This is a genomic window from Aquifex sp. (assembly GCF_056494385.1).
Map to the genome: position 1 here is coordinate 1 of NZ_JBSLZM010000005.1, position 14,020 is coordinate 14,020.

Below are 14,020 nucleotides of genomic sequence, written 5' to 3' on the forward strand. Positions count from 1 at the left end.
GCTTATGAATAAGTCCTCTCCTCAAATGGCGGAAAAGGCTTTCCTCGTCGGCCTCTTCTCACTTCTTGATAAAATCCTGGGGGTAGACATACCCTCCTTTCTTGAAGAACTAAACGTAGATGAGGAAGTCGTTAACGCCTTTAGAGACGAAAACGCTCCCCTTAGAAAGGTTCTCAATATAGCCGTTAGGCTTGAAGAAACCTTAAACAAGAGCCAAGAAGAGCTTGACAGGGTAGCTTCGGAACTTGCTCTGGAAACAGGAATTCCCGAGATAGACCTTATACTCCTTGTGAAAGATGCAGAAGAGAAGGCAAAAAACCTTCTCAAGATTTAGCGGGAACACCACTTTCCGTTTCGTAGGGCCACGTGAGTATTCCGCCCGCCAGGTTGTATGCCTCGTATCCCATCTGCCTTAAAAAGTATGTTGCGAATGCACTTCTCTCTCCGCTCCTGCAGTATACGATATACTTCTTGTCCTTCGGTAGGTTCTGGAAGGCGTATCTCAGTTCGTCAAGGGGAATGAGCGTAGAGTTAGGAATTCTAACCTGAACGTGCTCCTGAGGCGTTCTCACATCTAATAAAATAACTTTATCCTTTTCTTCCTCAAGCATCTTCTTAGCTTCTTGTGGTCCGACTTCCGGAACGTTCATAAACATCTCACTTCACCTCCATTCCTTCTTTAACTTCAACGGGACTGTTCTTCGCATCAACAAATATGAGCTTAGGGCTGTAATTCTCCAGCTCCTCTTCGGAGTAGTAAGCATAAGAAGCTATAATTATGAGGTCTCCCTTATGCCCTAACCTCGCAGCCGCCCCGTTTAACTTAACTTCTCCCGAATAACGGGGAGCGGGTATGACGTAGGTCTGAAACCTCGCACCGTTGTTAATGTTATATACGTCTATTCTCTCAAAGGGTTTAAGGTCAGCAAGTTCCATTAAATACTCGTCCAACGAAAGACTTCCCTCGTAGTGAAGGTCCGCGTCCGTAACCGTAAGCCTGTGTATCTTTGACTTTAACATCGGCCTCAGCATTCTCTCCTCCGTAATATATTAAGAATATGCTAATAAGAATATAAAACAAGCCTATCTTAATTTTCTATGAAGAAATGCAGGATATGCGGAAAGAAAGCGATAATTTACATGCCCCATCACAGGTTAGCCCTCTGCAGGGAACACTTCGTTGAGTGGTTTGAGAAATACACAGAGAAAACAGTAAAAGAGTTTAAGATGTTTACGAAAAAAGATAAGATTCTCGTAGCCATCTCGGGTGGAAAGGATAGTTTAGCCCTTTGGTATGTTTTGAGAAAACTCGGGTATGAAGCGGACGGGCTTTACATACACCTCGGTATAGGTGAGTATTCGGAGCGTTCAAAGGAGAAGGTTCTGAAGTTTGCTCAAAGAATAGGTGGTAAGGCTATTATCGTAGACCTGAAAGAGGAGCTTGCAACTATTCCCGAACTTGTTGAGATAAGCTCAAGGGAGGCTTGCTCCGTTTGCGGACTTGTAAAGAGGTATAACTTTAACAAGGTTGCAAAGGAGAAGGGGTATAGCGTGGTTGCTACGGGCCACAACCTTGACGACGAAGCAAGTGCACTTTTATCAAATGTCTTGAACTGGAACGAGAAGTATTTAGGGAGAAAGTATCCGGTTCTTGAAGAGGAAGGGGGATTTGTCAGGAAGGTAAAGCCATTCTGTAAGTTTACAGAAAAGGAAACAGCTCTTTACGCCCTTTTGAACGGAATAGACTTTATAGAGGAAGAATGTCCCTTTTCCGAAGATGCGACCTCTGTTTTTTACAAGGAAATCCTAAACAAGATAGAGGAACGTTCTCCAGGAACGAAGCTAAGGTTTTACCTTGATTACCTCAGGAAGATTTACCCCAAGTTTAAAAAAGGGGAAAAGAAAGAGCTTCAGCAATGTAAGGTATGCGGAGAGCCAACGATGGGAGAAATATGTCCCGTATGCAGGTTGAAAGAGAGGGTAAGTAAGGTCAGCGGGTGAGCCTCTCTATGAGTGCGAGGGTAGTTGCATACCTGTAGAGCAGGAAGTGAAGGGTGTCAAGGGTGTCATTATAGTTTTTTCGGACATCAAGAACCTCAAGCTGGCTTCCTACCCCTTCTTTATACCTTTCTGTTGATAGTTTAAGACTTTCCTCCGCCGCTTGAAGGGAGAGCTTAACCGCATTAATTCTCTCCTTTAGGGATTTGAGGGTAAGAAGGGCGTTTATGAGGTTCTTTTTCTGGTTGAACACCTCACCCTTTAGCCTCTCCTTTTCCTTCATTACCTCAAGCTTGTTCTGGGCAATGTTTGCCTCCCTTCCAAAGCCGTCAAAGAACTTATAGTTTAACCTTACACCCGCTGTGTAGCCCTTAACCCACTCCCGCCCTCCGAAGAGCGTTCTTCTCGTAGTAAACCCCTGATAAGATAAGAAGGCTTCAATGGTTGGATAGTATTCCGACCTGGCAAGGTCGTAAGCCTCCTTCAATGCCTCAATCCTTGCCCTGTAAACCTTAAGGGTTGAGTTGTTCTTAAGTAGTTTTTTAAGAAGCTCTTCCTCGGAGGGTAGTTTTTCGGGGAAAGCAAGCCTTCCTTTAATTTGAATGTCTCCTTCTATTCTGAGAAAGGCTTTAAACTCCTCAAGGCTTCTCTCGTAGTCCGTTTTAGCCTCTATAAGCTCCGCCTTTGCCATCTCATACTGTGCTTTAGCCCTCATATACTCAACCTTAGGTAAAATACCGGCCTTATATTTCTCCTTAACGGTTTTTAAGTTTTCTTCCCAGTATTTCAGTGTATCCTCTTTTAGCTCTATAACGAGCTTTTTGTAAAGGAGTGCGTAATACATCTCCTTTACCCTGTATACAACCTCTCTTTTTACATCCTCAAGGATTAACTCCTGAAGTTTTCTCTGTTTCTTTGCCAGAGCTATGGAGTCAAATACCGCTTTATTAAAGATTGTTTGGGAAAGGGTTAAGGAGTATTCCTGTCTGTCCCTCAGTCCGAAGCCGTAAACGAGAGAGTCGTCAAACCTTGTGTATGAGTAGCTTCCCGTAATCGTCGGGAGTATACTCGAGAGTGCTTTCCTTATTTCCTCTTCAAGTTTTTTTAACTCTAACCTTGATACCCTAACGTCGGTAGTGTTCTTTAAAGCTATATTTATCGCCTCGTCAAGTGTGAGCGAAAAGATAAAGGAGAAGCTAAGAAGGACTGTAAAGATAACCCTCATCTTGCCGACACCCTACTTCCTTCCTTCAGGAGATTTGCGTTTTCAACCACGATTTTATCACCTTCTTTCAGGTTACCTACGACGTATAGGTATCCCACACCACCCTTTACAACCTCAACCTTTACGGGATAAGCCCTTCCCTTTTCAACCTTCCAGACGACTTTCTCGCTTCCGCGGAGTATTACCGCATCTTCAGGAACCTTAAAGGCTTCTACACTTTTCCGGGGCACGTATGCGTAACCGAATGTTCCGGGGGATACCTTTTCACTTATGAGTAGTTTAACGGTTAGTTGGCGGTTTTCGTCAAGCTGAGGAGAGATGTAAACAACACTTCCCTTTGTGAGTTTTCCTCCGAGTTCAACCTTTAACTCCTGCCCTAACTTTAGGTTTGCTTTCCCCTCCGGCACTTTGAAAACAAACTCAAGGGGTTCATAGGAAATTATCCTGAAAAGTGGCTTTTGTGGTGATGCGTAATCACCGACGTTTACATACCTTTCCGCTATAAAACCTTCAAAAGGTGCCTTTACAAAGTGTTTTCTGTAGAGGATTTTTTTAGACTCAAGCTCCCTCTTTAATGCTCTTATCCTGTGCTTTATCTCGCTAAGTTTCGTTTCCGCCTTCTCGTAGTCCTCACGGGATATAAGCTCCCTCTCGTATAGCCTCTTTCTTCTTTGGGCTATCCTTTTTTGCAGTTCGTAATTCGCCTCAAGCTCCTTTATCTGTTCCTTTATCCTTTCAATCTCCTTTTTTACGGTTTGTGTATCTATTACGGCGAGTGTCTCTCCCTTCTTTACCCGCTCTCCCTCATACTTAAGAATTTTTACAACCCTTCCCGAGACCTCGGGGGAGAGTTTTACGTCCTTTCTTGCGGATACAAAGCCCTTATAAGGGAGCGTTATATTTACCCTTTCCTTTTTAACTTTCCAGAGGCTTACCTTTACAACCCTTTCACTTTTCTCCTCTTTTTTTGTTTCCTCCGTTTTGCAAGAAATTATGAGGAGGAGAAAAAGGAGAAGATAGCGAACCATTTAAATAATTTTAGGAATCCTTCCGAGTTTATAGAGCTTGAAATATATACCCCACAGCTTCTTCATAATGTGCCCGAGGACAGGTATAGGAATGAGCATAGCTCTTTTATCGCTTCTGTAGGCGAGACCTCCTCCCCTCCAGCCCATATCCATCAAGCATAGGATGTTTATATGCTCCTTGTAGCTCTTTAGCTCCCCTTTCTTTCTTCCCTCCCTTACCGCTATGTTATGGGCTACAATCTCTCCCATAACTTCGGCAAGGTGTCCCTGCTTTGCGGTCCAGGGAGGTCCCTCAATGGCCGCACAGTCTCCAACCGCGTAAATGTTTTCGGTTCCCTCAACCCTACATGTCTCGTCAATCTTCACGAAACCTGCTTCGTTCGTAGGTAATCCGGACTCCATTATAACGGGGTGTCCCCAACCCGCAGGTGTGTAAAGTATGAGGTCAGCCTCAAGGAAACTATCGTCTTCAAATAAGATACCGCTTTCCTTGAACTCTTTTATCTTCTTACCGGTAATCTTGTTTATGCCGTATTTTCTGAAAAGCTCATCAAGCATCCTCAGGGCTTTTTCTCCGAGTCTTTCTCCGGGTTTAGGCATGGGTGCGAAAAAGGTGAGTTCAAACTTTTCCCTTAAGCCGAGCTTTCTGAGGTAGTAATCAACGTTAAAGAGAAGCTCAAAAACGGGACCTCCCCTTACAGCCGTCTTGTCCTTGGGATTTCCTCCGAAACCGAAGGCTATTTTACCCCCTCCTTTTTTTATTAGCTCGTAGAGTCTTTCCTTTATTTGTGCAGCCTCTTCGGGTGTTCCGCATATGGATAGGGTGTTTTCTATTCCCTTTTCCTTCTTCTTTACCTGTCCGAGGGCGAGAACTATGTAGTCGTATCCGCCTATCTCTCCTTTTTCCCTGAGATGAACCTTTCCCGTTTCCGGCTCTATCTTTATAACTTCATCCTGTATGAACTCAATACTCCAGTTCTTTGAAAACTCCTCAAGGGGTATTCTTACACCTTCGGGTCTTATCTCTCCCGTCGGTATCCATATGGATATAGGGTATGCATAAATATAAGGTCTGTTGCTAACGAGGGTAACGTCATAACCCTCCTTTTTCAAGGCTATGGCTGCCTGAGAGCCTCCTATTCCTCCTCCGAGAACGAGTGCTTTCTTCATTCCTTTACCTCCTTGGTTAGTTAATTCTAACCCACAATAAATAAATTTAAGTTCTTCTAAAATTAAATCATGCACAAGTTCTTCATAAGAAGACCCGTAACCACTTGGATGTTTATCCTTTCCTTTATACTTCTCGGTTTATACTCTGTTAGGTTTGTTCCCGTTGATAGATTCCCCGATGTTGAGTTTCCGGTTGTTTCTGTTACGACGAACTATCCCGGTGCTGACCCCTTCGTAGTTGATTCAACCGTTACTAAGGTTCTTGAAGAGGAGATATCAACGATAAACGGAATAGAAAGTATAGCCTCCAGGAGCTACCCGGGTTTTTCCCGCATAGTTGTAACCTTCAGTCTTGATAAAGACGTTGAGGTTGCGTACCAGGAGGTAAGAGATGCTGTTCAGAGGGCTGTAAAGAGACTCCCGAAAGAGGCGGAAATTCCCTTCGTGAGAAAGATTGACACATCAATAGCCCCTGTTCTCGTTGTAGTGCTTTTTTCGGACAACGGAGATTATGACAGGCTCGCCTACTACGCGGACAAGGTTGTGAAGAGGGAACTTGAAAGACTTTACGGAGTCGGTTCGGTTAGTCTCGGGGGATTCAGGGATAAGGTGCTATGGGTTAGGTTAAAAACCTCGGAGCTTTACGGCTTTGAACTAACTCCCCTTGACGTTCTTAGAGTGATTGAGAAAAACCACGAGGATATTCCCGCAGGGAACATTTACGGAAAGAAAAGGGAATACATTATAAGACTTTACGGAAAGTTCACAACCCCGGAGGAGCTTTCTAACCTTTACATAAAGGGAAATGTAAGACTCGGGGACGTTGCACGGGTTTACTTCGGAAACGACGAGGAGAGAAGCTTTACCCATTTCAACGGAAGGAGTGCTATAGCACTTCTTATATTCAAGCAGACTAAGGTTAACGCTGTTAAGGTAGTAGAGGGTGTAAAGGAAAAATTAAAGGAGCTTGAGGGAATTCTACCGGCAGATATAAAAATTACTTACACCTTTGATACGAGTAAGTATATAAAGGAGAGCGCAAAGGCGGCATACGAGGAGATACTTCTCGGTTCCCTCTTGACCGCTCTCACGGTTTTTCTCTTTCTCGGAAATCTCAGACTTACCTTCGTTCCGGTTGTTGCCATACCCGTCACACTGCTCGGAACCGTCTTTTTCCTCTACCTTCTCGGATACTCCCTTAACATGGTTACCCTTCTCGCTATGGCTGTTGCGGTTGGTCTCGTTATAGACGATGCCATAGTTGTTATGGAAAGCGTTCACAGAAGGTATGAAGAAGGTTTATCCCCCTTTGAAGCGGGTAAAAGGGGAACCCGTATAGTTATGTTTGCTCTTCTCTCTTCAACCGCTTCCATAATTGTAGTATTTACCCCTATACTCTTTCTTAAAGGTGTTCTTGGAACCTTCCTCAAAAACTTTGCTCTCACCCTCATAATAGCCCTCGCGCTCTCTTACCTCGTTGCCGTAACCTTCACCCCTATGGCGAGTGTTAGACTTCTCAAAAGAGAAAGAAACCCATTTATGAGGACCTATGAGAAGTTTGAAAAGGCTTTTGACGTCCTTCTGCGCTTCTTTCTTGAGAAGAAGTATTTAATCCTTGCTTTTTCCCTCCTTAATGTTTTTCTCGGCTTTTACCTTTTCGGAAAGGTTAAAAAGGAGTTCACACCGAGGGTTGACGAGGGGAGGTTTCTTGTTAGGTTCAGGGCGCCCGCCGGAACGTCTTTTGAAGTTATAAAAAAGAAAGCCCTTGAGATAGAAAAAATCATACTTTCCGACCCTGCGGTTGAAAAGGTAGGCATAATAGCAGGGGAAGGAATGGGAGGAGCGGGAGTTCACACAGGTATGGCTTTCGTTTATCTAAAGGAGCGTTCAAAAAGACCGCACCAAATAGTCGTTATGAACAGATTAAGGAGGAAGTTATCCGGTATAAAGGGAGTTAGGGTAAGCGTTGAGTTCCCCCACGGGGTCGGTGCTACGGCAGGCAGAACGACCGACATACAGTACATAGTTAAGGGGTGGGACCTGGGGAAGCTAAAGGAGATATCAAAGGAAATGGAGGAGTATTTCTCAAAGAAGAAGGGGTTTAGGGACGTTGATGCCGAAATGGAAGAAAGCTTTCCCTATATAAAGGTGAAAGTTGACAGGGATAAGCTTTCGGATTACGGCATATCTATTGAGGACGTTGGACTTACCCTTTCCCTCCTTTTCGGGAAATACAGGGTGGGCACATACGAACTCGGAGCAGAAAGCTACGAGTTTTACATAAAAGCGGAGGAAAACTTTTTAAACAATATTGATAACCTCAAAAAGGTTTATATCCGTGCGCGTAACGGGGAGTTAATACCTATAACCGAGGTTGTTGACCTTTCCCTTGAGAGCGGGCCCTTCAGACTTATGAGGTATAACAGACAGTATGCCTTTGTTTTTTACGCAAACCTGAGCGGTATAGACCTTGCGACCGCAAGGGAAGAAGTTGAAAGATGGCTTAAAGAAAACCTACCTTTCGGATATACATACGAGGCGACAGGACAGGTAAAGGAGTTTAAAAAAGCCTTTAGGGGCTTTCTCATTTCCTTGGCTCTCGCCCTCGTAGGCGTTTACATGATACTTGCCTCCCTGTTTGAGAGCTTGAAACATCCCTTTACAGTTCTCCTTATGGTTCCCCTTACAGTCCCGGGTATCTTCGGGCTTATGTATATAACGGATACGTCTTTAAACATCTCTTCCTACTTCGGGATAATCCTCCTTATCGGTATCATCGTAAGGGATGCCGTTCTTTTCATAGAAAGGATAATACAACTCAGAAAAGAAGGTTATGAAACGAGAGAGGCGATTCTTGAAGCGAGAAAGGAAAGGCTCAGACCAATTCTTATGACTACCATAACGATAGTTTCCGCCCTAATTCCGGTAGCACTCGGTCTTACGGCTGGTTCTGAGCAGAGAAAACCCCTTGCGATAGCGGTTATAGGGGGATTAATTTCCGGCCTTCCCCTTAGTCTGTTCCTACTTCCCGCACTTTACGAGATGTTTGAAAGGAAAGGGAGAAAAGGCTGAGGGATTACTCGTATTCCGTTGAGTCTTTATCAAGCTCTGCATACTTTTCGCTCATCTCAACAGCCTGTTCAAACAGCTGTCTTTCTCTTTCTGTAATCTCAACGGGTTTCCTTTCTTTTTCGGGAACAACTTCTTCCGCACTTTCTCTTCTTTGTTTACCTTCAAGAACCGCATCCGCTATCTTAGAAGTTAACAGCTTTATGGACTTTATAGCGTCGTCGTTTCCGGGAACGGGGTAGTCTATAACCGTCGGGTCACAGTTTGAATCCGCTATGGCAACTATGGGAATTCCCAGCTTCCTTGCTTCTGAGACAGCTATCTTTTCCCTCACCGTATCAACTATCCATATAACGTCGGGAAGCTTCTTCATATCCCTTATACCGTTGTAAAGCTTTCTCAGCTTTTCCATCTTCCTCCTGAGAGCCCTAACCTCTTTCTTGGGAAGGACGTCAAATATCCCTTCCTCTTCCATTTTCTCAAGGGTTTGGAGCTTTAAAAGGCTCTTTCTTACCGTTTCAAAGTTCGTTAAGAGGCCTCCTACCCATCTCTCGTTAACGTAAAAAGCTCCGCATCTTTCCGCCTCTTCCTTGATAATGTCCTTTGCCTGCTTCTTCGTTCCCACAAAGAGTATCTCACCGCCCTGTGCTATAACGTCCGAAACAAAGTGATAGGCCTCCTCAAGCATTACTATGGTCTTGTTTAGGTCAATTATGTGAATCCCGTGTCTCACACCGTAGATGTAGGGTGCCATCTTGGGGTTCCACCTTGACTTTGAGTGCCCGAAGTGAACACCCGCTTCAAGAAGCTCCTTCATAGATACAACAGCCATCTCTTCACCTCCTTGGGTTTTGCCACCCTTCCCCGAGACCCCGAGAAGGGGCAACCCAAGCGGGGAAGGTGCGTTTTAAATCAAAATAATTTTATCAGTTTTCCTTGTTTTTATCCTTTTCTTTCTTTTCTTCAAGAACTTTCTTGTCAAACCTGTAAACCCTTCCGCAGAAGTTACAGGTAACCTCTGCAAGCTCATTTTCCTCAAACAGTTCCTCGAGCTCCTTCGTTTCCATGAGGAATAGGGAGGCCTTTGCGGTTTCCTCATCACAGGGGCAGTAATACTCAACCTCCTTAAGACCCACAAGCTGTGGCTCCATATCCTTAAGTATTTCCGTCGCTATGTCTTCGGGTCTCATACCCTTTTCCATCATATCGGTAACCGGTGGAAGTTTGAGGATTCTTTTCTCAAGGAGTTCCTTTACCTTTTCCGACGTTCCTCCGAGGGTCTGGACAAGATAACCGCCTGCATGCTTTACGCTTCCGTCTTCGTTCAGCTTAATGCCTACAGCAACAGCGGAAGGAATCTGTTCGGACTGGTAAAGGTAGTAGGCCAAGTCCTGCCCTATCTCTCCGGAAACAAGGGGAACAACACTTGTGTAAGGTTTTCCCGTTCTGAACTCTTTTACGACTGTGAGAGTTCCATTTTTTCCCACTACCTTGGATACGTCAAACTTCTTCTTTCCGCCTTCCTCTTTAAGAAAGGTATCAACCTGCGGGTTTCCCACAAATCCCCTAACCCTTCCTTTTGCGTCCGCTTCAACCACTATAACGCCTATAGGACCATCACCCTCTATCTTCAGGAGAAGCTTCTGGTTTGTAGCGTGCTTCAGAAGCGAAGTTAAAAGAAGTGCTCCTACTATAGCCCTTCCCATAGCGACAGTTGCAGAAGGACTTAGGCTGTGTATCCTTCTTGCCGTTTCAACAGTGTTTGTCGCTTTCACAACGTAAACCCTTACGGGTTCCTTTTTCGGAACAGCTATTACCATATAATCCCTGTCTTGAAAGTAGTCTTTGAGGTCCTTCTTTACCTCCTGTGATAGCTCCTTTATCAACATAATCTTATATTTATATACCTCCCAAGGTTATTTTAAAGAGAAAGCTTATGCAAAATAAATCAAGGGAAAAACCGATATTATTTTATACAGTGAGTGAGGCAGAGTTCAAGCCTCTTAGAGAGATAACCCAGAAGGAGGAAGAAAAAAAGGATAGGGGTTTTAATAATGTTTTGAAGCTCCTAACGGAAGAGAACCAAAGACTTAAAAAAGAGGTAGAAGACCTAAAGAGGTTAAATGAAGAGCTTGAAAAGGAACTCTCAAAAAAGGAGGAAATCTTAAGGGAAAAAGATAAGAGGATTTCAGAGCTGGAGCGGGAAATAGCCTCCGTAAAAGAGAGGAAATCCCTAGAAATTAATCTAAAGGAGCGTATAGAGAGCTACTTGGAGGGTGTTTTTCAGGATACTTCTGAGAGGTTATACAGATTCCTGGAAGAAGCCTTAAAGGAATTTTTGCTTGAGATTCCCCAAGATAAGGTGAACAGGGAAACTTTAAAGAAAGTTCTTGAAGACATTGTAAGTCTACGGGAGGAGATTAAGGTTTTTTTGAATCCAGAGGATTACGAAAAGATGCAGGAAGACCTTGAAGTTCTGAGGAATTACCTTTCGGCGGAAGGGGTTGCAGTTTCCTTCTTTACGGCCAAAGACGTTGAAAAGGGAAGCTTCAGGATAAAAGGGCTTCACTTCACAATTGAGAGAAGCCCCAAAGAGTTTGCCGAGGAAGTTTTTACGAAGGTTTTCGGAGATGTTTTCAAGGAGCGTTAAGGTAATAGGAGAGGTTATAACAGCAAAAGGTATATTCCTTGAGGCCATTCTTCCGTTTGCTAATGTAGGGAACGAAGTTGAGATAAAGAACAGTTCAAGGAGGATAAAGGGTGAAGTTGTAGGCTTCAGCGGAAAAAACGTTTTAATAATGCCTTACGAGAATATAGGAGGAGTTAAGAAGGGAGATAAGGTAATTCTTCTCAGAGAAAGGGTTTCAACTTACGTGGGTGAAGAACTTATAGGAAAAGTAATAGACCCCTTCGGGAACCCCCTTGACGGCTCAAAAGTGGAGTATCTAAAGGAGAAGGAAGTAGAGCTTCCCTGTATAAATCCGCTTCAGAGGGGAAGAATAAAAGAGGTATTTGACACGGGAGTAAGGAGTATAAACGCATTATTTACACTCGGTGTTGGGCAGAAAATAGGTATATTTGCGGGTGCAGGAGTGGGTAAGAGCACGCTTCTTGGTATGATAATGAAACATTCCGAGGCTGACGTTGTCGTTTTAGCCCTAATAGGTGAGAGAGGAAGGGAGGTAAGGGAGTTCGTTGAGGACGTGCTCGGTGAGGAAGGACTAAAGAGAAGTATCGTCGTTGTGTCAACCGCTGACCAGTCACCTATACTGAAGGTTAAAGGAGCTATAAGTGCAACAGTTCACGCCCATTACTTTGCCCAAAAGGGGAAAAGGGTTCTCCTACTTATGGACTCAATAACCAGGCTTGCTTTAGCCCAAAGGGAAATAGGTTTAGCGGTAGGGGAACCGCCCACACTTAAAGGCTTTACCCCCTCGGTATTCCAGCTTATGACGAGAATAACCGAAAGCTGCGGTGTATTTGGAAGGGGAAGCATAACGGGTATATTCAGCGTCCTCGTTGAGGGAGACGATATATCCCTTGACCCCGTAGCGGATGCTCTTATGGGAGTCCTTGACGGCCACATAATACTTTCAAGAACAAGAGCAGGAAGGGGGATATACCCAGCCATTGACCCGATAAAAAGCCTATCAAGATTAATGCCAAAGCTTGTAAGCGAGAAGCATCTTAACATGGCCAACTACGTGAGAGAAGTGCTGAGTAAGTTTGAAGACGTGGAGGAGCTCGTAAGAATAGGGCTTTATAAGGAAGGTTCTAATCCCCTCGTTGATAAGGTTATAAAGAACCTTAGCAGGATTGAAGGGTTTTTTAAGCAGAAACCGGAGGAAAGAGTTAGTTACAAGGATAGTGTAATAGCCCTTGAGGAGCTTTACACCTTACTCAAGTAATGTCTCAAAAATGTTTATTATCTTCAGCTTACAGGGAACCGGAGCTTTTATGAAAGAACTCAACGCATGGTTTATTCTTTCAACGTCTTCCTCGTTTTCCTTATATATCTCATAAAGTCTCTCGTAAAAGTCCTCCAATCCTTGAATTAGCTTACTATCTTTTAGGTCCTCAGGCTTCTTTCCCTCTTTATACCTCCTTAGTACCTTTATGCTTTTTGATATAAGGTCATCCCTTACCTCGCCCCACTTTTCGTCGGTAAATCGGGAAACAATCTCAAGAAAAGCCCCGAACCGATTCATAAGGAAGATTTTACCAATTCCGTATAACTCATTTAATTCTGTAATTATTTATTTTTGATTTCCTCCTCAAATTTTTATATATATACTCACATCAAATTTTTATATATATACTCAATATAGTTATCTTTGAAAACAACAAAGCCGTTTTTAAGCTTTTCTAATTTATCCCTTAAAGTTTCATCTTTTTCAAAATCTATATCATACGGAATAGATATAGTCTTGATGGGTGCTTCACCTTCTGTTAACCTCCTAGCTTCATGTCTTCTACTTCTCTTTTTTATTTGTAATCCCACAAAAGAACTATTAATTTTAGTATAAGCATCAACACCTTTTATATCCAAGATAACTTCACTATCCAATTTAATTTCTATTAGCTTATTCCATGTGTAATTTAAATCAAGTTGCGTAAGAACCGAAACCCACGTTCTATACATTCGAGCTTTTAATCCTACAAGTATATATCCTTTTATAATCTCATCTAAAACCTCATCTATTATTTTAATGTTACCCTCTTTTTTAATCTCATTTTTAATATATTTAAAGATATTTCCCTTGTTGTTATTGATTTCATTGATAATCTGATGCTTTATCGCTTCGATATTTATATATTTTTTATGTTGATTTATAAAATCATTTATGTCAATATTGCTTTTATATTCTTTCCAAAAATCCTCAAATGAAGGAAAGGTATAATTATCTGGTATAGCTTCTTGCTTTATATCAATAAAGCTGGTGTGTTTACTATCTGAACACTTTTCTAGGTATAACCATTTTATAAATTGTTCTTCCGTATTAAACCCAAAATTCCCAAGTATATGATATAAAGGAATATCACTATTATACTTACTTCCTTTTCTTTCCAACCAATCTTTTATTTGTTTGACTTTTTTACAACGTGATGGTATTTCTTTATTCTTTAATACTACAAATTTTCTTTTCCAATAAAGATGATAAATTAAAGATAAGTGAAAGCTTCTATATTTTCCTGATAAATCAAATTCTATCGTTTTAATTGTTTGTAAACTCTCACGGTAATCATTTAAGCTTATACTTCCTAAAAACCCTCTATATTTTTCTGATACAGCTTTCCAGTTAGTTTTCTGAAGAATAGGTAAATATCCATTGTAAATATGCAAAATAATTCTCATAATATCGTTAGACATTAATACAACTCCTTATATAATTTATTTAGTTTTTCAAGTTCTACCTTAGTGGGGAGAGGTAGTAACTTAAGCTGGGTTATATTAAAATGATAAGTAATATCTCTAAAAACATCCCCTATATATTTTTTTAGTATTGCTGAGTTTAAAAATTTAACCACT

General features: G+C 42.4%; 14 protein-coding genes. 5 read left to right on the top strand and 9 right to left on the bottom strand.

The window, feature by feature from the left end; all coding sequences use genetic code 11:
• Positions 1 to 334 (top strand): hypothetical protein (locus ACWB1W_RS00305; RefSeq protein ID WP_479369396.1); only part of this gene is annotated, 334 nt, incomplete at its 5' end.
• Here ACWB1W_RS00305 and ACWB1W_RS00310 read toward each other — a convergent pair.
• Both ACWB1W_RS00310 and panD read right to left on the bottom strand, forming a co-directional pair.
• Positions 324 to 656 (bottom strand): rhodanese-like domain-containing protein, encoded by a 333-nt coding sequence (locus ACWB1W_RS00310; RefSeq protein ID WP_479369397.1) that lies wholly within the window; start codon positions 654 to 656, stop codon positions 324 to 326. The two genes, ACWB1W_RS00305 and ACWB1W_RS00310, sit on opposite strands and share 11 nt — an antisense overlap.
• A gap of 1 nt (position 657) precedes the next feature.
• Positions 658 to 1,032: an aspartate 1-decarboxylase gene (panD, locus tag ACWB1W_RS00315; RefSeq protein ID WP_479369398.1), complete on the bottom strand. Its 375-nt coding sequence runs from the start codon at positions 1,030 to 1,032 to the stop codon at positions 658 to 660.
• Between the two features lie 66 nt (positions 1,033 to 1,098).
• On the opposite strand from panD, the gene ACWB1W_RS00320 reads away from it, so the two are divergent.
• Complete coding sequence (locus ACWB1W_RS00320) at positions 1,099 to 2,001, top strand: TIGR00269 family protein (protein WP_479369399.1); 903 nt, start codon at positions 1,099 to 1,101, stop codon at positions 1,999 to 2,001.
• On the opposite strand, the gene ACWB1W_RS00325 is transcribed toward ACWB1W_RS00320, so the two are convergent.
• Genes ACWB1W_RS00325 through ACWB1W_RS00335 form a run of 3 tightly spaced genes read right to left on the bottom strand, consistent with a single transcriptional unit; the run spans position 1,991 to position 5,421 of the window.
• Complete coding sequence (locus tag ACWB1W_RS00325; protein WP_479369400.1) at positions 1,991 to 3,223, bottom strand: TolC family protein; 1,233 nt, start codon at positions 3,221 to 3,223, stop codon at positions 1,991 to 1,993. The two genes, ACWB1W_RS00320 and ACWB1W_RS00325, sit on opposite strands and share 11 nt — an antisense overlap.
• On the bottom strand, positions 3,220 to 4,251 hold the full coding sequence (locus tag ACWB1W_RS00330; protein WP_479369401.1) for an efflux RND transporter periplasmic adaptor subunit: 1,032 nt from the start codon (positions 4,249 to 4,251) through the stop codon (positions 3,220 to 3,222). Before ACWB1W_RS00330 ends, ACWB1W_RS00325 begins: the two co-directional genes overlap by 4 nt.
• Positions 4,252 to 5,421 carry an NAD(P)/FAD-dependent oxidoreductase gene (locus ACWB1W_RS00335; protein ID WP_479369402.1) on the bottom strand — a complete coding sequence of 390 codons (1,170 nt, stop codon included), beginning with the start codon at positions 5,419 to 5,421 and terminating at the stop codon, positions 4,252 to 4,254.
• Positions 5,422 to 5,490: 69 nt separating this feature from the next.
• On the opposite strand from ACWB1W_RS00335, the gene ACWB1W_RS00340 reads away from it, so the two are divergent.
• The gene (locus ACWB1W_RS00340) at positions 5,491 to 8,493 is read left to right on the top strand and encodes an efflux RND transporter permease subunit (RefSeq protein WP_479369403.1); all 3,003 of its coding nucleotides are present in this window, start codon (positions 5,491 to 5,493) and stop codon (positions 8,491 to 8,493) included.
• 4 nt (positions 8,494 to 8,497) lie between these two features.
• Here ACWB1W_RS00340 and rpsB read toward each other — a convergent pair whose 3' ends face one another.
• Positions 8,498 to 9,322 (bottom strand): 30S ribosomal protein S2, encoded by an 825-nt coding sequence (gene rpsB / locus ACWB1W_RS00345; RefSeq protein ID WP_479369404.1) that lies wholly within the window; start codon positions 9,320 to 9,322, stop codon positions 8,498 to 8,500.
• A gap of 94 nt (positions 9,323 to 9,416) precedes the next feature.
• The gene (hslO, locus tag ACWB1W_RS00350; protein ID WP_479369405.1) at positions 9,417 to 10,379 is read right to left on the bottom strand and encodes an Hsp33 family molecular chaperone HslO; all 963 of its coding nucleotides are present in this window, start codon (positions 10,377 to 10,379) and stop codon (positions 9,417 to 9,419) included.
• Positions 10,380 to 10,468: 89 nt separating this feature from the next.
• On the opposite strand from hslO, the gene ACWB1W_RS00355 reads away from it, so the two are divergent.
• A complete protein-coding gene (locus tag ACWB1W_RS00355; protein ID WP_479369406.1) occupies positions 10,469 to 11,140 on the top strand; it encodes a hypothetical protein in 672 nt (223 codons plus the stop codon).
• Entirely contained in the window at positions 11,121 to 12,398 is a 1,278-nt protein-coding gene (locus ACWB1W_RS00360; RefSeq protein WP_479369407.1) for a FliI/YscN family ATPase, read from the top strand. The genes ACWB1W_RS00355 and ACWB1W_RS00360 overlap by 20 nt, the downstream gene beginning before the upstream one ends.
• Here the strand turns inward: ACWB1W_RS00360 and ACWB1W_RS00365 are convergent.
• Together ACWB1W_RS00365 and ACWB1W_RS00370 are read right to left on the bottom strand one after the other, a co-directional pair.
• The gene (locus ACWB1W_RS00365; RefSeq protein WP_479369408.1) at positions 12,387 to 12,698 is read right to left on the bottom strand and encodes a hypothetical protein; all 312 of its coding nucleotides are present in this window, start codon (positions 12,696 to 12,698) and stop codon (positions 12,387 to 12,389) included. The genes ACWB1W_RS00360 and ACWB1W_RS00365 overlap by 12 nt on opposite strands.
• An 86-nt stretch (positions 12,699 to 12,784) precedes the next feature.
• Positions 12,785 to 13,861, bottom strand: coding sequence for a TaqI family restriction endonuclease (locus tag ACWB1W_RS00370; protein WP_479369409.1), 1,077 nt, complete (start codon positions 13,859 to 13,861; stop codon positions 12,785 to 12,787).
• Positions 13,862 to 14,020: the final 159 nt, after the last annotated feature.

Excerpts from the sequence above, each read along its gene's own strand:
- ACWB1W_RS00310 (WP_479369397.1), bottom strand. The coding sequence starts at position 656 with ATGTTTATGAACGTTCCGGAAGTCGGACCACAAGAAGCTAAGAAGATG.
- panD (WP_479369398.1), bottom strand. The coding sequence starts at position 1,032 with ATGCTGAGGCCGATGTTAAAGTCAAAGATACACAGGCTTACGGTTACG.
- ACWB1W_RS00320 (WP_479369399.1), top strand. The coding sequence starts at position 1,099 with ATGAAGAAATGCAGGATATGCGGAAAGAAAGCGATAATTTACATGCCC.
- ACWB1W_RS00325 (WP_479369400.1), bottom strand. The coding sequence starts at position 3,223 with ATGAGGGTTATCTTTACAGTCCTTCTTAGCTTCTCCTTTATCTTTTCG.
- ACWB1W_RS00330 (WP_479369401.1), bottom strand. The coding sequence starts at position 4,251 with ATGGTTCGCTATCTTCTCCTTTTTCTCCTCCTCATAATTTCTTGCAAA.
- ACWB1W_RS00335 (WP_479369402.1), bottom strand. The coding sequence starts at position 5,421 with ATGAAGAAAGCACTCGTTCTCGGAGGAGGAATAGGAGGCTCTCAGGCA.
- ACWB1W_RS00340 (WP_479369403.1), top strand. The coding sequence starts at position 5,491 with ATGCACAAGTTCTTCATAAGAAGACCCGTAACCACTTGGATGTTTATC.
- rpsB (WP_479369404.1), bottom strand. The coding sequence starts at position 9,322 with ATGGCTGTTGTATCTATGAAGGAGCTTCTTGAAGCGGGTGTTCACTTC.
- hslO (WP_479369405.1), bottom strand. The coding sequence starts at position 10,379 with ATGTTGATAAAGGAGCTATCACAGGAGGTAAAGAAGGACCTCAAAGAC.
- ACWB1W_RS00360 (WP_479369407.1), top strand. The coding sequence starts at position 11,121 with ATGTTTTCAAGGAGCGTTAAGGTAATAGGAGAGGTTATAACAGCAAAA.
- ACWB1W_RS00365 (WP_479369408.1), bottom strand. The coding sequence starts at position 12,698 with ATGAATCGGTTCGGGGCTTTTCTTGAGATTGTTTCCCGATTTACCGAC.
- ACWB1W_RS00370 (WP_479369409.1), bottom strand. The coding sequence starts at position 13,861 with ATGTCTAACGATATTATGAGAATTATTTTGCATATTTACAATGGATAT.